Genomic DNA, 20,380 nt, shown 5'->3' with positions numbered 1-20,380 from the left:
GATGGGATCATTCAATTGATCTGCCGATTAATGTTTAACTGATCGGCATTAGAGTTGTGAGACTCTTGCTTTTTCTTTTTCAATTCTGGATGAGCTACTTTTCTTTCACAAACTGAGCAATGATGATTGCGGCTAAAGCGATTAGATTTCCTGCAAAAATAACCACTAACCACTGTGGCATAGATAATCCCAAGAACTGCCACACCACTTCGCTGCAATCGCCATAGGCTTCAAACAACCAAGGTGCCCATTGATTGATAGGAGCCCAGTCAGGAAAGGTAACAAATAGGTCGCAAGTTGCAAAAGGTGAAGGATTAAATTGGTAATCCACGTGTTCCAATGCCAGTATCAACCCTTTATATGCGCTAATACCCCAGCCGGTAAGCCCTAACCAGCGGACTAGGGAATTACTTGGTGCTATCAGACCAATTAAAGCAGCGCCGCCAACAGCAAACATTGCGACTCGTTCGTAAATACACATCACGCAAGGTGATAGCAGCATAACATGCTGAAAAAATAGTGCACTTGCTTCAAAAAAAATGACCGAAAGTAGCAGCAAAAGCCAAGCAAGACGAGTTTTAGCAAAGGTATTGAGAATACGAAGAATGTTCACAGTTTTGTCCTGTTATAAAAAAGCTCTGACTAGTCAGAGCTTTTTACCTTGTAAAAGTTTCACGTTCAACCAAAACTTTTACACTCGGTGATTTAAACGCTGTTTATCCCCGTACCATTTTTCTAGTGGCTGCTTGGTAATGCTTGAATCGGACTTGCTGAATGTTGAACAATCCAGCCTAATTCGTAAAACCAAGCTGTCATAGGCTCGACAAAGAAAACAATTCCAGCAAGGCCTACAAGTGTTAGGACAACAGTATAAGGAAGCGCCATGATGACCATGCGTCCATATGAAAGTCGGATTAAAGGCGCGAGTGCTGATGTTAGCAAAAATAGAAACGCGGCTTGGCCGTTTGGAGTGGCAACTGATGGAAGATTTGTTCCTGTGTTAATGGCAACAGCAAGGAGATCAAACTGATCACGCGTGATAATGCCTTCCAGCAGCGCAGTTTTAACTTCATTGATATAGACAGTGCCAACAAAAACATTGTCGGAAACCATAGAGAGAAGACCATTGGCAATATAGAACAATGCTAATTGTGCCCCTTTATCTTCAACGTGCAGGACAGTATCAATCACTGGTTTAAACAGCTGCTGGTCGATAATGACAGCTACGATAGAAAAGAATACAGCAAGAAGCGCAGTAAATGGGAGGGCCTCTTCAAATGCTTTACCAAGAGAATGCTCTTCGATCACACCAGTAAATGATGTTGCGAGAATAATAACAGACAAGCCTATTAAACCAACAGCAGCGAGGTGAAATGCGAGGCCCAGAATCAACCAGATTGCAATAGCACCTTGAATCCACAGTTTGGCTACGTCTTGTTTGGTACGATTTTTCCGTTCTTGGTTATCAAAGTCGACCAAAATCTTACGCACGTTATCGGGTAAACGGCTACCATATCCGCAGATTTTTAACTTTTCGACTAGGATACTAGTCAAAAGGCCGAACACAAATACTGGAGCTGTGATAGGTAACATGCGAATGATAAATTCACCGAACTGCCAGTTGGCCTGATCTGCAATAATTAAGTTTTGTGGCTCCCCAACCATGGTCATTACACCACCAAGAGCGGTTCCCACGCCAGCATGCATAAGAAGTGAACGCAGAAAAGACCGGTAATTCTCTAAATCATCTCGGGTTAATTCGCAAAGGTGATCATCCTTGGTATGGTCATGAGAGGCAGTAGAACGTATTCCAGAGGCGACTTTGTGGTAGATAGCATAAAAGCCCACGGCCACGCTAATCACAACTGCAATCACTGTTAATGCATCCAAGAATGCTGACAAAAATGCAGAAGCAAAGCAGAAAGCAACAGAAAGCATGCTCTTAGATCGAATGCCGAGTAAGATCTTGGTAAAGATAAATAGCAACAACTGCTTCATAAAGTAGATGCCTGCCACCATAAAGATAAGCAAAAGCAAAACCTCTATATTCGCGACAAGCTCATGCTTAACTTGTTCAGGACTCGTCATTCCAATGGCAATCGCCTCTATTGCTAAAAGTCCACCAGGCTGGAGTGGGTAGCATTTTAATGCCATGGCGAGGGTGAAAATGAATTCAGCTACTAGCAGCCATCCTGCAACGAAAGGGTCAAAAAAGAAAAAAACAATAGGATTGATTATCAGGAATAAAATAATGGCAACTTTATACCAATCTGGTGCTTTACCTAAGAAGTTCTTAATGAAAGCATTCCCGAGCGACATTGGCATGATATTGATACTCTTAAATGTTGTAATGAATAGACACTTTGGGTGCTTATCATTCAGCGTCTGTAGAACATTGGTTAGCTTTTGATGCTACGAAAGGTAGGTAGCTGGCAACATGAAATGTTCAAACAGGCATTACTCATCAGTCACTTAAACAAAAAAATGATGATCTCTATCATTTGATTTCGCAAAGCTATTCCCAGAGAAAAACAAGCACTCCTTACTTTGGTCGCAACTCTACTCCTCACGTTAATTTAGTCAATAATAAACATGCTAATGATAAAAATCATAGCGAACTTTTGTCCAAAAACGGGATCCCAGTTACGTTAAAATGGGGTAAGAGTTGTGAAAAAAAACAATTCATGTCACCTATATGACCAGGTGTCCAAATAAAGCAACTTTTATGGGTTACTTTGGCAAAATTATGTCTAATAAAGTTGCAACAATGGCCTAAAAACACTCGTCATTAATTGCTTTTAAAACATAGGTTAATGATGATATTACACTGTATTAACTACAACTTAAGAGATTTTGAAATAAACTAGTAAACTTGTAATTGCATAATTAACATTAGATTTTTTGCTCTATACGCATTTTTACACTTTCTTTGCGATTGTCCTGTTTCCGATACACAAAAACTAGTGGTATGATGAGTAGTATTAGACCCTATAAATCAGAATATTGGACAGCTATATAAATGGTCATTAAGGCAAAGAGCCCAGCAGGCTTTGCAGAAAAATACATCATTGAGAGTATTTGGAAAGGGCGTTTCCCTCCGGGTTCTATTTTACCCGCTGAACGTGAGCTCTCTGAGCTGATTGGGGTGACTCGAACTACACTTCGTGAAGTACTTCAGCGTCTTGCTCGTGATGGGTGGTTAACTATTCAGCATGGTAAGCCCACCAAAGTTAATCAGTTTATGGAAACGTCAGGGCTACACATCCTTGATACCTTGATGACCCTAGATGCTGACAACGCAACTTCAATTGTGGAAGATCTTCTTGCGGCACGGACTAACATTAGCCCTATCTTTATGCGCTATGCATTTAAGGCCAACAAAGAGAATTCTGAGCGTACGATTAGCAATGTAATTGAGTCCTGTGAAAGTCTTCTCGCGTCAGACTCTTGGGAAGACTTCATGGCCTCCTCGCCCTATGCAGAGAAAATTCAGCAGTTTGTCAAAGATGATGGGGAACGTGACGAGGCAAAGCGTCATGCAACTTTAGTGGCTAAAACATTTAATTTTTATGATTATATGCTTTTCCAACGGTTGGCTTTCCATTCAGGGAATCAGATCTATGGGCTGATTTTCAATGGCCTTAAGAAACTATACGATCGCGTTGGTAGTTACTATTTCTCCAACCCAGAATCGAGAAATCTAGCGTTGCAGTTTTACCGTGATCTTTTGGAGGTTTGTGAGACAGGTAACCGTGATCGCATCATTGTTGTTGTCCGCCACTATGGCATGGAAAGCGCGCAGATTTGGAATGAGATGAAAAACTCACTACCTACCAGCTTTACGGAAGATGATAGCTGATACTTTTCCGTATCGAATTAAAAAAACAGGCCGCTTTTACGGCCTGTTTTTTTGTTTAGCCAATGTCTGAATCGTCATAGCCACCGGCTTCTTTGTACCAAGCCGTTAAGTGCGTTTTGAGGTCCTTGAGTTCTTCAGGGCCAATGAGAGCAAGTCCCAGATCTTCCGCTCTGGTGATATCGTTGTATCGTAGAGGTCTAAAGCTGACTAGCATAGCACGCGCTTGTAATCCTCCTAGTAAGTCGCGCAAGGATTCGAGTTTGTATAAAGTATCATCACCATCGTCACGCATACCTTTGGTCTTACATTCAATGATGTGCAGTTTGTTGTTTGCGACAGAAGCAACATCCAACTCATTTCTTACTTCTCGGTCTCCAAGCTGACGATATACTTGAACATTGAGTGAATGATCTTGAATAGTTGGAATATCTTTTTGAATGTCGCGTACTGTCCGGTGGACAAGAGTTTCCAACCACTCACCATTTGAGAATCGGCGAGCGTCTTCATTAGCAAAGGTAAGTACACCCTTGGCATAGCTTGCAATTTCTGCGTCAACTAGATCGCTAAGTAACATATTGAGCTCGCGGTAGCCCTGCTGTTTTTCTGATAACTCAACATTAAGCTTCTGCTCTTTACGGCAGGTCGTTGCGAGATAGTTAAGTGTAGCGAGTCCTGGGCCTAGCTCCAGGGCATTGCTCGCCCACTTTTCTCCAAGTTCATAAAGTTTTTGATCAAGCTGTGCAGGTAATTCTTGTTGATTGAATTCACCCCGAGCGCCAAACACAGTCAGGTAATCATCTATAGTAATGCGATCTTCAAGCTGCGTATCTTCTTTGCCATCTGGATATAGCCAGCATAACCTATCGGTATTAGGCTCAACGACGAAAATGGGCCAGTGGAATGTACGAAAAATTTCATAAACTGACAAAAGCTGGTGCCTTAACCCGCAGCTAGCATTGAGTTTAACTTCTTCTCCACGGCAACTTAGGTCATCGGCTAAGATACCCACAGCGCGCTTAATCCGTGATGTATTGGCAACATTAGGGATCTCAAAAAACTCGGACGTAATCTTTCTTTTGGCAAGAACGTTCTCGAGTCTTTGGTACATAGCTCTCTGACTTTTCACACCAATAAAAACAATATGATTACTGATAGTGCGGTTATCCAATAAAGGAGTCACCAAACGAATTGGATCTTGGTCGATGATGCCAACATGGACTGCCATATAGTCTCCTTATGGTTGGCTTGCAAAAATGTGAAATGGATCTGAGCACAAGCCTTACTACCGATATAAAGATGGTGAGCAAAAAAACAAGAGCCTAAAGTCAAATTGACAGTTACCAATGGATAATTTGCATGGCTCTGACAAAAGGAGAGGTTTAAATGTATGAAAGCAATTTGGTAGAAACGAATTATCATTTGTACATATAAGCTTTATCCAGTTGAAAATCCCAATGGCTCAGCGACTCAAGCGTGTAACAGAACCTGTTAATCATGTCTCATTCGTATAGTTTTATCGCTATTCATCACTAATGCAGGGTAAAATGAACACCGTTTTTATTGTGATTTTTTTGCGCTTGGCGCATACTCCCAGACACTATTCGATGCTAATAAAAAGTAATGGAGTGCTTCATGGCTGAAGAGACCATATTCAGTAAAATAATTCGTAAAGAGATACCTTCCGATGTGGTGTATCAAGATGAGCTAGTGACGGCTTTTCGAGATATTAATCCTCGTGCACCAAGTCATATTCTTATCATTCCTAATAAGCTCATTCCCACCACCAATGATATCGAAGAATCAGATGAACTGACTATGGGCAGAATGTTTACCGTAGCGCGTAAATTGGCAAAAGAAGAGGGTATTGCTGAAGATGGCTATCGTTTGATTGTTAACTGTAATCCACACGGTGGCCAGGAAGTTTACCATATACATATGCACTTGGTAGGCGGAAGGCCTCTTGGCCCTATGTTGGTTAGCTAAATTTGGTGTTTAGATAAAAATAATGGCAATCATTTAAACTTTTAATGATTGCCACTGTCGAAGCGACGATAACAAAAACTAATAATTCATTCGGAGCACCAAGTGCATAAACAGGTTCGAATTGCATTAGTGGTATTAGGCTCAACAGTTCTTACTGCCTGCGCTAACTTTTCAGCGGGCAATCTATTTAGCCACTACAGTGCGCAAAACAACGAGCTTTATCAGGCGGTTAAGCAAGGCCAGTATCAAGAAGCCGAACAAGCTTTACCCGAACAAGTGGCTGGGGATATCTTGGATAACATGGAAAAAGGGCGTGTTTATCTGCTTAACCAGCAATACAGCGAGAGTAAATCGGCGTTTGAGCAGAGTGATAAGGCGGTAAGAGTTCAGCAAGATAAAGCAACTATATCAATTACAGAGACTGCGACCAGCGTTGGTTCGCTTGCTGTTAATGATAACTTGGATATTTATCGTCCAGCCGATTATGAGCTTGGATTTCTACATTTATACCTTGGCTTAAATTATCTTAAAAATAATGATCTTGAGGGCGCAATTATTGAAATGCGCCGTGCAAATCAGGTACAAGAACAAGCGAGAAAAGAAAGAGAAAAGGAACTAGAGTCTGCACAAAAAGATATGCAATCCAAAGGTCTAACGCCAAACATTGGCAGCGTACTGTCTAATTATCCTGATGCAGGTAAAACACTTCAAGCGGTACAAAATGGCTATTTGTTGTATCTCTCTGCACTGCTGTATGAAGCCGACAAATCACTTAATGATTCATATGTCGATTATCGACGAGCATTGGCAGTGATGCCCGATAATGCAGCCGTTATTGATGGTGCTAAGCGTGTTGCGAAACGATTAGGTATGAATGAAGACTTAGCCATGTTAGAAAAGCGTTACGGTAAAGCGAGTTTCGTTGAAAGTGACAAGGCTAGGGTGATAGTCATTGAAGAGCAGGGGGTTGTGGACGCACTGCAAGGCTGGAAACAAACGCTTCCTTTGTTCGATAGTAGCGGTAATGCAGCGCTATATACCATCGCCTTACCGCACTATGGACGTCATGATACGCAGTACTTTCCAGCGACTCAGTTGAATCAGACCAAGGTCAACAGTGACTTAATGACGGATGTCAATGTTATGGCTCAATATGATTTGTCTGAGAGAATGCCGGCAATCATTATTCGTCAAGCCCTTCGCGTATGGGCAAAAGATGAATTACGCAGAAATACCACCAATGAAGACCAATTGGGTAATGCATTGGTGAATATTTGGAATACATTGACAGAGCAACCTGATACCAGAAGTTGGTTAACCCTTCCTAGTCAAATAAGAAGCAGCAGTGTGACAGTTGAACCTGGGCAGCAGACGGTGACGGTGAATGATCAAGATTACCAATTTGAGTTGAAAGCAGGTCGTACTGCTTTGGTTTGGGTCTCTCGGCAGGGAGGTAATGCCATTGTATGGCATAAACAGTTAGGAAACATTAGATGAAAAAATGGCTTATTGCAGCGTTTGCTGGTTTTATCATGGTGGGGTGTTCGAGTAACACTGCTGGTTTACGTATAGACGGAGCATCGCAAACCGTTTTATTTGGTGATAACGTGTTAGCTGGACGTTTACACATTGACGATATATCGACAGCTCAGGTTGATGGACGAGCGAGAGGTGTGGTGAGAGTCACTAGCCAATACAAAGGTGATCAACACATTCAGTATCGCTTCTATTGGTATGATGATAGTGGGTTAGAGGTGAACACTAAGCTTGGCCCATGGCGACAAACCGTTGTTCGAGGAATGGAAACTATCTCTATCTCAGAAGTTTCAGTAAATCCGAATGGTACACAGTTCCGCATTCAGATTCGAGAAAGCGATAACTAAAGCCCAAGACTTCGGCATTCTATCTTTTAATCAACTTACAGAACATTTAGTGAAATTGAGGAACTTACAATGAAAAAAAGCGCTATAGCATTACTTGGCTTAGCTGTGTTATTAGGTGGCTGTTCTAATAAAGTCAGCTATGGTGATGCACAAGCTGTTGAAACCACGACGATTGATTTTGGTTCAACGGATTTACAAAAGATTGCCGGAGAAATGGTTGATAGCATGATGATGTCTGGATCGGTTGCTGCTATAACCAATAATTCTCGCCCAATCGTTTTTGTTGAAAAAATTAAGAACAAGACGAGCGAGCATATCGATACTGAATCTATTACTGATACTATCAGTACCAAAATGCTAAATTCGGGTAAATTCCGTTTTGTTGATATGGACAGAGTGGAAGCGGTTCGTGAACAACTTAACTTCCAAAACAATGATGAGTTAGTGAATCAAAGCACTGCGATCCAGTTTGGTCAGATGGTTGGCGCGCAATATATGCTGTACGGCAACCTATCTAGCATAGCGAAAACCGGAGGCAGTGATAAAGATGTATACTATAAGATGACCATGCGTCTTATGGACCTGAAAACTGGTTTAATCGAATGGGCGGATGAAACAGAAATCCGTAAACAAGAGTCGAAAAGCTTCTTGGGGCTGTAATTCTATAGGAGTGATCAATGGCAATAATGGCCTGGCAGGAAGCCTGTCAGCTTGATACTTCACTGAGATCATTAGATCACTTCTTCTCGACTCCTCCGGAATATGCTCAGACGCTGACCGGAGGGCTGACAAATCGCTGCTGGAAAGTTAAAACTCACAGCAGCGATTGTTTTGTGTGGCGTCCCAGTACCCACATCACCAAAGCTTTGTCGATTTCTAGATTTCATGAACAGCAAATTCTCTCTCTCATCAAAGATACTGGTATTGCTCCTAAGCCCGTTTATCTTAATGAATACGGCTTGTTGGTGGAATGGATTGAAGGAGAGCCACTGACTCATGACCTACCTTTTGACTCGTTACTAAAAACATTAGCCAAGATACACAATTTCGATATCACTAAAGTACCGACCGTCCCGTTTAACTATACTGCTCGGGTCGATCACTACTGGATGCTATTACGCGAAGAATTGCAGTTAGACCAGTACCGAGACTTGTACCAACAATGGCGTAACGTGCCAAGTTTAGACAACACTATCCACTCGCTTTGTCATTTTGATCTTGCCGGCTACAACATGGTTAAACACTCTGAAGGACATAAGGTGATTGACTGGGAATACGCCTGTGTGTCTGATCCTAGACTCGACCTAGCGATAACAATAGGTGTGACAAATGAGAAACCACTAGAGTCGGTTTATCGATACTGCCAGTTTAGAGGTATCGAAAGTGTTGATGATTGGGTTAATGGGGTTATGGCTTGGAAGCCAAGGGCTGAGGTGATGGCGATGTTGTGGTATCTCTTAGCATATCAGTTAAAGGGGCAAGATAGGTATCTCACCGAAGCGCAAACTCTTCGTGATTTATTGATTGCGCAATCTGACCAAGTTTAACCTCTCGATATATTTTAGATTAAGGTCTCCTTATACCCATACTTTTTATGTTAGATTTGTTGGGGCAACTGAGGATCCTAGAATGATTATTTACTTACACGGTTTTGATTCTACCAGCCCCGGCAACCACGAAAAAGTCTTGCAACTACAATTTATTGATCAAGATGTTCGTTTTGTTAACTACAGTACGTTGCATCCCAAACATGATATGCAGCATCTTCTCAAGGAAGTACATAAAGCGATTGAACAATCAGAAGATAGAAATAAGACTATCATTTGTGGTGTCGGACTTGGAGGCTACTGGTCTGAGCGTATCGGGTTTCTGTGCGGAATTAAGCAAGTGATATTTAACCCCAACCTCCATCCAGAACTCACTATGCAAGGTCGTATAGACAGACCTGAAGAATATCAAGATATTGCGACTAAGTGCGTGCAAGAATTTCGTACTCAGAACAAAAAACAGTGCTTAGTTATTTTGTCAGAAAACGATGAAGTACACGATAACCTGAAAACGTCAGCAGAACTTGAAAGTTACTATGATATTATCTGGGACAATACTCAAAGTCATAAATTTAAAAAAATTTCTCAGCATTCAAAGGCTATACAATCATTTAGATTAAGTTGTGGCTAATTTAGCAGGTAAAAAGTGATTGACTAAAGTATCTTTCAGCGAGCTCCGCCACGAATAGTATATGATGCATTGTGGCGGCTCTCTGGGGTGATATCAAGTCGTAAAAATTTTAAGTAGGTTTCTTCATAGTTGTTTATTCAGTTGTTTTTGTATAGCTACTATCTGATGAAGCTGGATATATGCTCTCGTTCTTGTCCCATAACGCTTTTCTAATATCCTCTGTTTTCTCTATTATGCTTTTTGTACTTTTTGGTGAAACGGCATCAACAAAGCCATCCGGTGTATAATCTGCTCCAATGTTACCGGGCTCCCTAAAAGCGTTTTTGAGTGGCATCGGTATAATCTCTTCTGGCTCAATGCGTTCCTCCGTATAGAATGCTCCTTTTTGAATATAGGAGGGATCAGGTTGGTACTTTAATGTATCACGTAGTCCTATATTCAATTCGGTAGGGTTTTCTAAATTTCCTCGAACATTTGTTTTGATAAACTCACTTTCATCTAATGAAGAGAAAGAATCGACAATAAAGTGAATTTTGTTTTTGCAAGATTGTTGGAAGTTAGTTCCCTCGGACATGCCATTACGTCCACCATAATTTGGGTCAAGACCACTACGAAGGATAGATTCGATATTTTCTTCGGGTGTAATGTGAAGGGCAAGGCGATGGTTTAATATTTCTCTGATATCGTCCAAGGTGGTGCCTTCGCGTTTGCTGTCGGTATGCCTAGACTTATTATGGGGTTGCATATTTTCAATAATTTCATCGCGGTCTTTATTGGACATTTTGCTTAGTATATATTTTGCAGTGCAGGGTTCCATTTCTTCAAGAATTTGTGAAGCATTAGTTTTTGCAACTAGAGAACCTTCCATCTTGTCGAAATCAAAGTCATCCATATCAATAGGCTCATCATCTGAATCAGATAATTCTGAAAGGCTTTTCTGGTGCATTTTTTCAAGAATGAGCGTTGCCGTTTTCATATCGCAAACAGATAGTAGTTTAGAGCCTTCATTAGGAGTTGAATCCTCGAGCTTGGTAACTAGAGAGGTAACCTCAGCTTCAGCTAGATTAGTTCTAGTCATACTTTCCGAACCATATCGTTCTGTTGCTGGTGTTGCTGCTACATTGTGTACTATAGTCGCACTTGAAACTAAGCTATTATTTCCTTCAGCCTGACGCCCAGGCTCGACAATTTCCGTAATTGTAGGGTTAGATATTGCAGTTATATTATTCATTTAACTCACCTCAGTAGAATTGAATCAAAATTCTATGAAACTCTATTAGAGCTTCGTCTAGTAAACTATCTTGCAATACTTTAATACGAATATTCGAGCGGAGTTCATACCCGCCATCTACCTTCAGTAACTGACAGCTCCCTCCTTCTGAATATGGAGATGGGGTGGTAATTGCTGGAATGATCAATCTGTATTTTTCAATAAGTTCTTCTTCGGTTGCCACTATACTTGACCAAATGATAAGTCTGCCATCTTCTATTGAGATATTAATATCTGGTGGTTGAGCTAAAGAGATGCATATCGTTGAGTGAGAATCAAATTCATTAATGATACTAGCTGGAAATTTTAATTTAGCTAGTGCTTCGCGAACGATCAGCTTTAAATCCTTGTGTATATTATTATAAAATGAATGTTGGTTGTGAATCATATGCGCTGTTTCCATCAAGTAGTTGATAGAAACAGCATAACCATAATCTAGGTGGCATTTATATACGGGATTACCCTGATCTTCGATTAGAAAAATCTGGATAAGAACCATGCTCTTTCTAAAATGCTTATTAGATTGCCTAATAGGCATGTATGACTCTGTGCCCGCTTAGCAATGGCTTGTTGTTTTATGCGTTTTAGCATAAAGGGAATAGGAAGTACTCATCACCTACGGCGTCTTCGTCTGGCGACTTCCATGGTAGAATAAAACGCATGAAGAACTCCAGGAATAAAGAAGAACAGAGTGAGTACAAAACTAATAAAAAAGTCTTTTCCTAGTCCACGGTTACATACAACTGCGACAGGTGGTAACAACAAGCATAAAATGATGAGTAAAAATTTATTCATAATATATTCCTAAATTGAGTTAAATTTAAATTTTTTGGAATAAGTATGTTCTTATTTGAAGGAAATTAAGTCAACGGACATAATAACCATTATTTATGCTAATTTCACTAAGTGAAATAATATTTATTAAGTTCTTATTATAAGATGTAAAATACAAATAATATTATTCTAAGTCAGTGGATAAATCTCCTTTATTATTTTTTATAATATCTTTAATCAGAATAATAACTTGTAGCACTATGATCAAAGTAAAGGGAAGCGCTCCGGCTATGGCTATTTGTTTGTTAAGCTCAACATCATTGTCATAAAGTAGCGACGCAGAAAGCAAGACTAAGATGATCGCCCATATCAGCCTGGCTCTATTATTGTCAGTATTGGTTAGCATAGAGCAAACAAACAATGCTGAGTCAGCGCTTGTGATGATAAAAGTTACCAATAAGATTAAGGCTGCGATTGAAAACATTTGACTCAAGGGCAAATGCTCAAAGAAAACAAATAAACCCTGAGTGTAGTCTTTGCTTACCGAATTTATGACCTGTGCGCTAAAATCACTGTCAAGACTAGCGCCTCCAAAAGTACTAAACCAAATAATGGAGGCTAGGGTTGGGATAAGTACGACACAGGCTAAGAACTGCCGAATGGTTCTACCTCTACTGATCCTTGCGATAAAAGGTCCAACGAAAGGAGCCCATGCAATCCACCACACTAAATAAGTGACAGTCCAACCTAGGCTCCAGCTGTGAGACTGAGGCTCGATGGAAAAAGAGACTTTTGGTAAAAGCTCGATATAAGCGAGCGATGATGAAGTGATTCGAATTAGAGTTTGTATCGGGTCGATAAGAGCGAATGCCGCAATAACCATAGCAAGCATAATCACTGTATTGAAAAGGCTTAGCCGCTTAATGCCTTTTTGTAGTCCTAATAAAGATGATGCGGTAAACAAGATTGCAATGGCGATAAGTAAACTATATCGAAAGGAGAATGAATCTATAGGCTTTGATAGCGTTTGCCCTAAACCGGTTTGAATCAATGCAATAGCGTTAGCAAACGTGCCAGCAACACCAAATATTATCGCAATGACAGCCATCCAATCGACGACTGAGTACCAACCGCGTTTTGATTTTGAAGTGAATGTCGATGATATGTGTAAGGTGCGCTTTCTATTGTAACTAAACCATGCGATAGCTAGTGCTGTGATGGCATAGATCGCCCATGCGTGTAGCCCCCAATGGAAGTAAGTAATTGCCAAGGCTGTGTCGGTATCATCTCCCAAATTTTGAGCAAAGACAGGCAGGTTGGAGGCATGAAATGAGGGTTCAGCTATTCCCCAAAAGATAAGACCAGAGCCCATACCCGCAGTAAATAGCATGGCGAGCCAACTTGGCGTGCTAAATTCAGGCGTGCTTAATTCCCCACCTAAACGTATTTTGCCTACTGGGCTTATACTGAGCCCGATAACGAGCAACACCATAAAGCTTGAGATAAGCAGCAGACTAAGGCTAAATTGGTCGATAGCTGATTGAGTTAGATGAGCGAGATAGCTGATGGTGAGTTGGGGAACGGAGACAAAAACAAACATAGTAGCGGCGATCGCATAAATGCTCATCGTCGTATTACTTGGTCTAAGCATAGGAGTCAACCGAGACTTAAGTATGGCTATATTGGATGAGCTCACTTTACACTCCGAATGTTCATTAGTTTACTTGACCTCAGGATGCTAACGTATGTCGGCCGATACGAGACTTTAGAAGAGTGCTCTGAGTTCATCAGCGCGCTGTTGGGTCATGTCGATGTAACAGTCCATCGCGTCATTTTGCCCACCAGAACCGCTCTCTTTGTGATAGAAAAAATTGCATTTTGCGTCACGATACTTAATCCATAAGTTTTGCATATGTTTTAGATCTTGATGCCTAAACGTTTGGATTTGCTTGATTGCCGATTGGTACTCTTGATTTAAGCGAACGTCTTCCCTTTCTAACTCGGCATTTTGGCATCGAGTATAGGCCAAGCTATCTAGGGCGTTTTGAGAGCAGGACATATACGCAGCGCTTCTTTTTGTTCCGTCAGGCTCTTTTAAGTTTTGTGTTTCAGTTCTGAGTTCCGTTTGGCTTGATTCTGCCGGTTGGGTGCTTTGCGTACATCCGCCAAGCCCAAAAAAAGAAGGCAAAACGAGCAGTACTTTTAGCGTGTATGGTTTCATTATGAAGTGAACTCAGGGATAGTGGCGTCCAACTATACTAAATAATTGAATAGCAAAAAACCATGAATGTAGAGATGGAACCAATGAAGACATTTGTCTCTCAGCAAAGGTAAATGGTAAGTGAAGCTTTTATAGGTTAATCAATGAAATTTCACGCCCCTTAAGGCAATCTTTAGTTGCGCGGCCTATCCTGCCCTATATAATGACTTCTATCATAAGGATGTTGATAAAAATCAAAAAAATGAGAGCAAGTCAAAACTTGCCCAAGCAAGACTAAAATCTTGAAAGCCTCTCGAAGGCGAAACATTGTTTGAATAACGTGGCTTACTTGATAAATAAAACCTCTACACGCCTTGATTGCCGTAAGACTCAATCTAGTTAGAGCAGGCTGGCGAGAAATTACGCAAATTTTATCGAGGCGATATATCGGCTCGACACCTATTTTATTTTTCTAGAGGATAGTTGCTGTGACTCGAATTATCGTAGTGGGCGGCGGTGCAGGTGGTTTAGAGCTTGTTACCAAACTTGGCCGGACCTTAGGCCGTAAAGGGCGTGCGAAAGTGACACTAGTGGATCGCAAAGCCAGTCATTTATGGAAACCTTTGTTGCATGAAGTAGCAACAGGATCGCTCGATGAAGGGGTGGATGCACTGAGCTATCGCGCTCATGCTAAAAATCATCACTTCGATTTCCAAATGGGCAGTCTTAAAGACATCGATAGGGCGCGTAAGGTGATTACCCTTAGCGAACTTAAAGATGAACATGATGAGTTGTTAATGCCAGGTCGAGAATTAGAGTACGATATTCTGATTATGGCACTGGGCTCGACCTCTAACGACTTCAATACTCCAGGCGTGCGCGAGCATTGCATTTTTCTCGATAGTACAGACCAAGCATCTAAATTCAGAACGGAAATGAACAATGAGTTCTTGAAGCTGCATGCAAAGCATGGCCATGGTTCGGTTGATATTGCCATTGTAGGTGCGGGTGCAACCGGAGTCGAACTATCTGCTGAGCTTCACAATGCGGTAAAAGAGCTTCGCACTTATGGTTTCGGAGACTTAGATTCAAGCAAATTAAACGTCAACTTAATTGAAGCTGGCGAGCGCATTCTACCGGCACTGCCAACTCGTATTTCGTCGGCAGCGCATCAAGAATTAACCAAGCTTGGTGTCAATGTTCGCACCACAACTATGGTTACCGAAGCTTGCTCAGATGGATTGATGACCAAAGAGGGTGAAAAAATCCCTGCGCAAATCATGGTCTGGGCGGCAGGAATTAAGGCGCCAGATTTTGTTAAAAATATCGCTGGCCTTGAAACTAATCGTATCAACCAACTGATTGTTAAAGAAACTCTGCAGACGACCTTAGATGACGATATTTTTGTTATCGGAGACTTGGCCCAGTGCACTCAGGCCGATGGCTCCTTCGTTCCGCCAAGAGCACAAGCTGCCCACCAAATGGCGAGCCGAGCATTTTCTAATATCGTTGCCAAGCTTAATAGCCGCGAACTCAAGCCTTATATCTATAAAGATAAAGGTTCTTTAGTGTCTTTAAGTAAGTTTTCTACAGTCGGCAGCTTGATGGGGAATTTGACCAAAGGCTCAATGATGATAGAAGGTCGAATCGCAAGAGTGGTGTATATCTCCCTCTATCGCTTGCATCAAATGGCCCTGCACGGCGTAATCAAAACCGCGTTAATTATTCTGATGGGTAGGATTAACCGAGTTCTACGCCCAAATCTAAAGCTTCACTAATAAGGGCCTGCTGATACGCGAACACACTAGTATTGCAGGTAAAGACTTAATGGCGGTATACCCTAGGCCCTAGGTATGCCGCTATTTTTGACATGTCCCAAATCAATCTAGCACTCCCATTCTTCATACTTTACGGCTTAGTATTACTTTTCTAATTGCTTATATGTGACATCTGGTGGTGCAAAGTACGTATTTTCTATTGAAAAAGTTGGTGAATGGTAATGTTTAAAAAGTTATTGCGTTTTCGTAACTCTAGTGTCGGAGAAAAGAATTTGACCAGCTTCATTTAGGCTGATCGAGTGGGTGATATACCAAAAGTATTTTGCAAAACTAGAGTGCTCTTTGGATAGTCACCCGGAATTGCTCAAAACCGAACTAGCTGACGGCATGATATTAGTTTTCCCCAAATTGGTTTGCATCTTGGACGTTTGAATAAACTGTGTGAGTAACTTTAATATATAAAATTTAATGAATGGCAGAGGTAAAAACTGCCCTTGGGGTTACTACTGCTTGGAAAAGTTATAATTGATTGAAATAATAAAGTTAATAATGTTCACGAAATGAATTTTATTTCATTGAGACTGCACAATTCCCTTGTTACGCTGCCCTTGTACATTTTTCACAGCAGTATTATCAAGCATCAGCTAGGGTATTTTATGGAAAAAGAACTTATTCGCGAAACGAATCAGGCCACTAGGACTAGATTTGACAGCCAAACTGACCTCAGGGAACTGTCGGTGCGCCTACCCGCCGATAATAGTTTGAACGAAATAACTATTCAAAAAATAGTAGAAAAATTCAACAGATATGGTGTAGCTTTGGTTGAGCATGAAAAAACTCACACCCCTGAGGATGTATTACTCAAGATAGGACACTTTTTTGGCAACCCAGTTGGACATGACCGTTCGGACTCAAATGGTATTACTGTTATCTCAAACTTAAAAGGTTTTGATGGTTATTTGGGGGCAAGCTATACCGAACATCCTCTTCACACTGGTGGCGTATATTCTGACGAGCCTCCAATTGTTCTTCTTCTTCAATGCATAAAACAGTCGAGTATAGGGGGTGAGTCGATCTTGGTTTCTTCAAAAAATATTTATGACTTCCTTTCTAAAGAAGATCCTCACGGCCTAGCCTTACTTAAGCGCTCGGGTGCTTTGACGATGAAAAGAGGTAATGCAAAAGCTTCGAGACCTGTTTTTGATGATAAATATCTTGGCAATGGCTCTTATATGTTCTCATTTCGATGTGATAACGTAGTTGAATATGAGATTAATCCATCAAGTCTAATAACTACGCTTGCAAAGATAAAGAGTTTTATAGACCGACCTGAGAACCAAGTACGTCTCAGACTGAAAGAAAATCAAATTCTAATTGCAGACAACTCAGCGGTCATGCATGCCCGCACTGCGTTTCCTAAAAATGAGGATAGAAGGTTGTTGCGGTTGACACTTGATGGAAAACCAAGCCATAGTGACTATCGATTGACTCTAGGGTTTTAAGAAAAAATTTAATGTGGGTTTGATGCCCGCATTTTGCTATAACGAGATTAAAAAATTGAGTCTTGAATTCTTGTATGCAAGTCTAGCTGGTTTGGCATTTGTAACGTCTCTCATTACTGCGGTTATAGGTATGGGGGGAGGGGTGCTCTTGCTAGCAATACTACCTAGCTTTGTTCCTCCGTCTGCACTAATCCCAGTGCATGGAGCTGTTCAATTATCTAGCAATATAAGTCGATTTCTATTCGATATTAGAAGCACTTGCTTCACTGCATTGGTGCAATTTTTGGTTGGTTCGATTATTGGAGCATACTTTGGTTCTCAGTTGTTCAATGAAATCGACTTTTCTATACTCCCTCTCCTTATTAGCTCGTTTATCCTTTTCGTTCTATGGTTTCCCATTGAAAAGGTTATGTCAAAGATTCCTGGTAAGTATTTCTCCCTCGGTATAGTTCAGACATCACTTGCATTGTATGTTGGTGCTACAGGCCCATTAAGCACCTCTATCCTCATTAGAGATGGGTATAAGCCAAGAGAAGTTATTGTTACAAATGCAGCCATAAATACAATTATTAATATTTTCAAAATAGTTGTCTTTATCTATTTGGGATTTGTATTTTATGACTTTGTATTACACGTGATAGTTATGTCTATTTTCGCAATTATTGGCTCATATGTGGGCACTAGATTAAGAATAGGAATTGATGTGATTTTGGCTAGAAAAGTTTTGATCGGAGTAATTACAATAGTATGTTTGAAAAATATTGTAATTTATTTAGTAGGGTAATGCCCTCAGGTTTATTTGTATACAAGAGTAGTGCTGCGTAAGTACAGATTTGCGAGATCAAGAAAAAGCAGGGATTTAAGAAAAGCACCTTCAAACTATGTTGGGCTATTGCTTTGTGTTATGAAAAAAGGGGACTTTTTATTGAATATTGCTACGGCTTTTCAACATCACTTCTGATATATCTGGTGTGTTCCGAGTGTTCGGGCTAGTTTATTGACTATTGAAATATTAGGAATAACAACTCATGATAAATTACTATGCATTGGCAGGTTCGTAATCAAGCCTATATGCACAAACGTAATGGCGATCGACCCTATTCAAGTACTTTGGATGCTATGAGTTTTTGGGTTGAAAAAGAAACCGCTGTAGCTATAAGGAAAGTGGGGCTTGATCGTTACGAATGTATTTCCTCTTTTGGTTTTGAGTCACTATTTGATTACTGCATTACATATAACCCCAAGAGATCGAGAGAAACGTTCGAAAGTCGTGTAAATTCAAAAAGCTGGTTAGCTAGATGGCCAGCTTTGAAAGTTGTTCCATAGCAAGTGCTCTACTTTTCCTAATGGTTATAGTATCCACTCACTCATGACAATATAGGACTCAACATGATGAGAGCACCATTTCAGGTACTGGTTTTTCCATATAAATTTGAAATAAAAGAACCCATGTTTTTGATTGCTTGTCGAAAGGATAACGGTGAATGGCAGGCAATTTCTGGTGGTGGAGAAGATAAAGAACCTGTGCTGGATACTGCAAAAAGAGAGCTATATGAAGAGACGTCGTTAATTGGTTATGATTGGGCTCAACTAGACTCTATGTGTATGTTACCTTGAGTTTTTTATTCTGGTCATGAAAAATGGAAGGATAACCCTTATGTGATACCAGAATACGCATTCTCTGTGCAGGTTTTTGGTGAGCCACAATTATCTGCGGAGCACACTGAATTTCGTTGGTGTAATGCATCTGACGCAAGCAGGCTTCTTAAGTATGATTCAAATAGAATAGCTTTGTGGGAACTATGCGAACGACTTAAGTTATCTAAATGATCCTGAATGTATTAAAGCTTTGGAGCTTGCAGACAAAGTCGAGAGTGTTATTAGCTATGAGCGCAGTTTTTTCAGACCTGTATTCGGTTAGGTAATGGTATAAAATGATTAAACGCCCAATAAGTGGGCGTTCTTATTAGTATTTGTTTATATTATTCGCGTGTGTCAATATTGTAAGATAGTCACTAGTATCTTTGTCTTAGATGACTCACTTTTTGGTTAATGCAACACCATCAAAGTGAATGCCAGCCCAACCATGTTGGATAAAATTGCGGATGTTAGCGTGATCGGTGCCATTTGGATTATTTAACACATCTTCACGATAGAACTCGCCGAAACAAGCCAAGGTTGATGATTCATCCAAGCCTTGCAGTTGTGCGAAGGCAAAGATCTTACAGGAACCTTTGTTTTGCCCCGCTTGATTTTGAGTTTCTCCGTTTACAAAGCTGACTGGGTGAAAGTCAAAGTGTTCGTCGATCACCTGTATTGACTGTTCAAACATAACCTCATTGGTTGTGCTAGCCAGTCGCTTTAGAAACTTGTCCATTTATCTCTTTCCTCACAGTTGAATAGACTAACTACTATATCACTAGGTAAAAAGGAAGTTAGCTAAAATATAGTGAAAGATCCGTTTGTGGATGTATATAACTGTGAGAGTTGAGCTGAATAGGGCTCTTTTACTTTAATCTGAGCTCTTTTCGCATCATGGCAACAATGTCCGCATGACTTAGGGCTTTATCATTTTCCATGGATTTTATCGCTTGATAGAGATCATGAGGGGCGGTTAAAGCAGCATAGTCAGAGGCTTTTTTTATTTCCCTCTCATTTAATAGAGATAAGATTTCTAAATAATTCTTGCGCTTTTCTTGATGCCTATCTTTGAGTAATGGGAATAAGATTCGTAAAAAATATCCCATTAGTAGCATCGACAGAAAAGAAATAATCGACATAAATATCATCATGTTATTCATCTCATACTACCAAAAGTGACTTATATTGGCTTTACGGTAACAGGAAGGGTAGTCAACGGGTAGTAAAAAGTCGTATTTTGCTGTCACTTGATGCAAAGTTCTGAGGAATCCCCTGATAATTTAGATAAAAATCATCAAGTTAAGGTAGATGC

The 20,380-nt window shown here is 40.6% G+C and carries 20 protein-coding genes and 3 pseudogenes; 13 read left to right on the top strand and 10 right to left on the bottom strand.

Going from position 1 to position 20,380, the window contains the following annotated elements; translation table 11 throughout:
- Positions 1–94: 94 nt before the first annotated feature.
- The gene (gene dsbB, locus AAFM34_RS16280; RefSeq protein WP_341664567.1) at positions 95–613 is read right to left on the bottom strand and encodes a disulfide bond formation protein DsbB; all 519 of its coding nucleotides are present in this window, start codon (positions 611–613) and stop codon (positions 95–97) included.
- Between the two features lie 122 nt (positions 614–735).
- The gene (nhaB, locus tag AAFM34_RS16275; protein WP_341664565.1) at positions 736–2,325 is read right to left on the bottom strand and encodes a Na(+)/H(+) antiporter NhaB; all 1,590 of its coding nucleotides are present in this window, start codon (positions 2,323–2,325) and stop codon (positions 736–738) included.
- 694 nt (positions 2,326–3,019) lie between these two features.
- On the opposite strand from nhaB, the gene fadR reads away from it, so the two are divergent.
- Entirely contained in the window at positions 3,020–3,859 is an 840-nt protein-coding gene (gene fadR, locus AAFM34_RS16270) for a fatty acid metabolism transcriptional regulator FadR (protein WP_341664563.1), read from the top strand.
- A gap of 55 nt (positions 3,860–3,914) precedes the next feature.
- Here fadR and AAFM34_RS16265 read toward each other — a convergent pair whose 3' ends face one another.
- Positions 3,915–5,084 (bottom strand): DUF1887 family protein, encoded by a 1,170-nt coding sequence (locus tag AAFM34_RS16265; protein WP_341664561.1) that lies wholly within the window; start codon positions 5,082–5,084, stop codon positions 3,915–3,917.
- Between the two features lie 407 nt (positions 5,085–5,491).
- On the opposite strand from AAFM34_RS16265, the gene hinT reads away from it, so the two are divergent.
- The 6 genes from hinT to ycfP all read left to right on the top strand — a co-directional run bounded on the left by hinT (position 5,492) and on the right by ycfP (position 9,903).
- Complete coding sequence (gene hinT / locus AAFM34_RS16260; protein WP_341664560.1) at positions 5,492–5,842, top strand: purine nucleoside phosphoramidase; 351 nt, start codon at positions 5,492–5,494, stop codon at positions 5,840–5,842.
- 102 nt (positions 5,843–5,944) lie between these two features.
- Positions 5,945–7,339, top strand: a complete 1,395-nt coding sequence (locus AAFM34_RS16255; protein WP_341664559.1) for a hypothetical protein — start codon at positions 5,945–5,947, stop codon at positions 7,337–7,339.
- Complete coding sequence (locus AAFM34_RS16250; RefSeq protein ID WP_341664558.1) at positions 7,336–7,725, top strand: YcfL family protein; 390 nt, start codon at positions 7,336–7,338, stop codon at positions 7,723–7,725. Before AAFM34_RS16255 ends, AAFM34_RS16250 begins: the two co-directional genes overlap by 4 nt.
- Positions 7,726–7,794: 69 nt before the next feature.
- Positions 7,795–8,385: a penicillin-binding protein activator LpoB gene (lpoB, locus tag AAFM34_RS16245; protein WP_341664557.1), complete on the top strand. Its 591-nt coding sequence runs from the start codon at positions 7,795–7,797 to the stop codon at positions 8,383–8,385.
- 17 nt (positions 8,386–8,402) lie between these two features.
- Positions 8,403–9,272: a phosphotransferase gene (locus AAFM34_RS16240; protein WP_341664556.1), complete on the top strand. Its 870-nt coding sequence runs from the start codon at positions 8,403–8,405 to the stop codon at positions 9,270–9,272.
- A gap of 82 nt (positions 9,273–9,354) precedes the next feature.
- Positions 9,355–9,903 carry an alpha/beta hydrolase YcfP gene (ycfP, locus tag AAFM34_RS16235; protein ID WP_341664555.1) on the top strand — a complete coding sequence of 183 codons (549 nt, stop codon included), beginning with the start codon at positions 9,355–9,357 and terminating at the stop codon, positions 9,901–9,903.
- A 133-nt stretch (positions 9,904–10,036) separates the two neighbouring features.
- Here the strand turns inward: ycfP and AAFM34_RS16230 are convergent, their stop codons facing one another.
- The 5 genes from AAFM34_RS16230 to AAFM34_RS16210 all read right to left on the bottom strand — a co-directional run bounded on the left by AAFM34_RS16230 (position 10,037) and on the right by AAFM34_RS16210 (position 14,168).
- Positions 10,037–11,134, bottom strand: coding sequence for a hypothetical protein (locus AAFM34_RS16230; protein WP_341664554.1), 1,098 nt, complete (start codon positions 11,132–11,134; stop codon positions 10,037–10,039).
- A 10-nt stretch (positions 11,135–11,144) separates the two neighbouring features.
- On the bottom strand, positions 11,145–11,711 hold the full coding sequence (locus tag AAFM34_RS16225) for a hypothetical protein (RefSeq protein WP_341664553.1): 567 nt from the start codon (positions 11,709–11,711) through the stop codon (positions 11,145–11,147).
- A gap of 74 nt (positions 11,712–11,785) precedes the next feature.
- The gene (locus AAFM34_RS16220) at positions 11,786–11,968 is read right to left on the bottom strand and encodes a YqaE/Pmp3 family membrane protein (protein WP_341664552.1); all 183 of its coding nucleotides are present in this window, start codon (positions 11,966–11,968) and stop codon (positions 11,786–11,788) included.
- 163 nt (positions 11,969–12,131) lie between these two features.
- Positions 12,132–13,643 (bottom strand): BCCT family transporter, encoded by a 1,512-nt coding sequence (locus AAFM34_RS16215; RefSeq protein WP_341664551.1) that lies wholly within the window; start codon positions 13,641–13,643, stop codon positions 12,132–12,134.
- A gap of 69 nt (positions 13,644–13,712) precedes the next feature.
- Positions 13,713–14,168, bottom strand: coding sequence for a lysozyme inhibitor LprI family protein (locus AAFM34_RS16210; RefSeq protein ID WP_341664550.1), 456 nt, complete (start codon positions 14,166–14,168; stop codon positions 13,713–13,715).
- Positions 14,169–14,635: 467 nt separating this feature from the next.
- Here AAFM34_RS16210 and AAFM34_RS16205 point away from each other — a divergent pair, with 467 nt between their 5' ends.
- The 6 genes and pseudogenes from AAFM34_RS16205 to AAFM34_RS16180 all read left to right on the top strand — a co-directional run.
- A complete protein-coding gene (locus AAFM34_RS16205) occupies positions 14,636–15,925 on the top strand; it encodes an NAD(P)/FAD-dependent oxidoreductase (protein ID WP_341664549.1) in 1,290 nt (429 codons plus the stop codon).
- A 656-nt stretch (positions 15,926–16,581) separates the two neighbouring features.
- Complete coding sequence (locus AAFM34_RS16200) at positions 16,582–17,427, top strand: TauD/TfdA family dioxygenase (protein ID WP_341664548.1); 846 nt, start codon at positions 16,582–16,584, stop codon at positions 17,425–17,427.
- A gap of 22 nt (positions 17,428–17,449) precedes the next feature.
- A complete protein-coding gene (locus AAFM34_RS16195) occupies positions 17,450–18,211 on the top strand; it encodes a sulfite exporter TauE/SafE family protein (protein WP_341664547.1) in 762 nt (253 codons plus the stop codon).
- Between the two features lie 257 nt (positions 18,212–18,468).
- Positions 18,469–18,753: pseudogene (locus tag AAFM34_RS16190) on the top strand (nucleotidyltransferase family protein); the annotation flags it as partial.
- A gap of 66 nt (positions 18,754–18,819) precedes the next feature.
- Positions 18,820–19,257, top strand: a pseudogene (locus tag AAFM34_RS16185) (NUDIX pyrophosphatase).
- A pseudogene (locus AAFM34_RS16180) lies at positions 19,250–19,348 on the top strand (NIPSNAP family protein); the annotation flags it as partial. The pseudogenes AAFM34_RS16185 and AAFM34_RS16180, both read left to right, overlap by 8 nt.
- Before the next feature lie 117 nt (positions 19,349–19,465).
- Here AAFM34_RS16180 and AAFM34_RS16175 read toward each other — a convergent pair.
- A complete protein-coding gene (locus AAFM34_RS16175) occupies positions 19,466–19,804 on the bottom strand; it encodes a HopJ type III effector protein (RefSeq protein ID WP_341664546.1) in 339 nt (112 codons plus the stop codon).
- Positions 19,805–19,934: 130 nt separating this feature from the next.
- The gene (locus AAFM34_RS16170; RefSeq protein ID WP_341664545.1) at positions 19,935–20,207 is read right to left on the bottom strand and encodes a hypothetical protein; all 273 of its coding nucleotides are present in this window, start codon (positions 20,205–20,207) and stop codon (positions 19,935–19,937) included.
- Positions 20,208–20,380: the final 173 nt, after the last annotated feature.

It is taken from the genome of Vibrio sp. (genome assembly GCF_038138445.1).
In the GTDB taxonomy this organism is placed as follows: domain Bacteria; phylum Pseudomonadota; class Gammaproteobacteria; order Enterobacterales; family Vibrionaceae; genus Vibrio.
Note: the sequence above shows the minus strand (reverse complement) of the source record. Positions and strands in the feature narration are given on the sequence as shown.

Excerpts from the sequence above, each read along its gene's own strand:
- AAFM34_RS16220 (WP_341664552.1), bottom strand. The coding sequence starts at position 11,968 with ATGAATAAATTTTTACTCATCATTTTATGCTTGTTGTTACCACCTGTC.
- AAFM34_RS16195 (WP_341664547.1), top strand. The coding sequence starts at position 17,450 with ATGCCCGCATTTTGCTATAACGAGATTAAAAAATTGAGTCTTGAATTC.
- nhaB (WP_341664565.1), bottom strand. The coding sequence starts at position 2,325 with ATGCCAATGTCGCTCGGGAATGCTTTCATTAAGAACTTCTTAGGTAAA.
- AAFM34_RS16265 (WP_341664561.1), bottom strand. The coding sequence starts at position 5,084 with ATGGCAGTCCATGTTGGCATCATCGACCAAGATCCAATTCGTTTGGTG.
- hinT (WP_341664560.1), top strand. The coding sequence starts at position 5,492 with ATGGCTGAAGAGACCATATTCAGTAAAATAATTCGTAAAGAGATACCT.
- ycfP (WP_341664555.1), top strand. The coding sequence starts at position 9,355 with ATGATTATTTACTTACACGGTTTTGATTCTACCAGCCCCGGCAACCAC.
- fadR (WP_341664563.1), top strand. The coding sequence starts at position 3,020 with ATGGTCATTAAGGCAAAGAGCCCAGCAGGCTTTGCAGAAAAATACATC.
- AAFM34_RS16170 (WP_341664545.1), bottom strand. The coding sequence starts at position 20,207 with ATGTCGATTATTTCTTTTCTGTCGATGCTACTAATGGGATATTTTTTA.
- lpoB (WP_341664557.1), top strand. The coding sequence starts at position 7,795 with ATGAAAAAAAGCGCTATAGCATTACTTGGCTTAGCTGTGTTATTAGGT.
- AAFM34_RS16230 (WP_341664554.1), bottom strand. The coding sequence starts at position 11,134 with ATGAATAATATAACTGCAATATCTAACCCTACAATTACGGAAATTGTC.
- AAFM34_RS16240 (WP_341664556.1), top strand. The coding sequence starts at position 8,403 with ATGGCAATAATGGCCTGGCAGGAAGCCTGTCAGCTTGATACTTCACTG.
- AAFM34_RS16175 (WP_341664546.1), bottom strand. The coding sequence starts at position 19,804 with ATGGACAAGTTTCTAAAGCGACTGGCTAGCACAACCAATGAGGTTATG.
- AAFM34_RS16200 (WP_341664548.1), top strand. The coding sequence starts at position 16,582 with ATGGAAAAAGAACTTATTCGCGAAACGAATCAGGCCACTAGGACTAGA.
- AAFM34_RS16210 (WP_341664550.1), bottom strand. The coding sequence starts at position 14,168 with ATGAAACCATACACGCTAAAAGTACTGCTCGTTTTGCCTTCTTTTTTT.
- AAFM34_RS16225 (WP_341664553.1), bottom strand. The coding sequence starts at position 11,711 with ATGCCTATTAGGCAATCTAATAAGCATTTTAGAAAGAGCATGGTTCTT.
- AAFM34_RS16250 (WP_341664558.1), top strand. The coding sequence starts at position 7,336 with ATGAAAAAATGGCTTATTGCAGCGTTTGCTGGTTTTATCATGGTGGGG.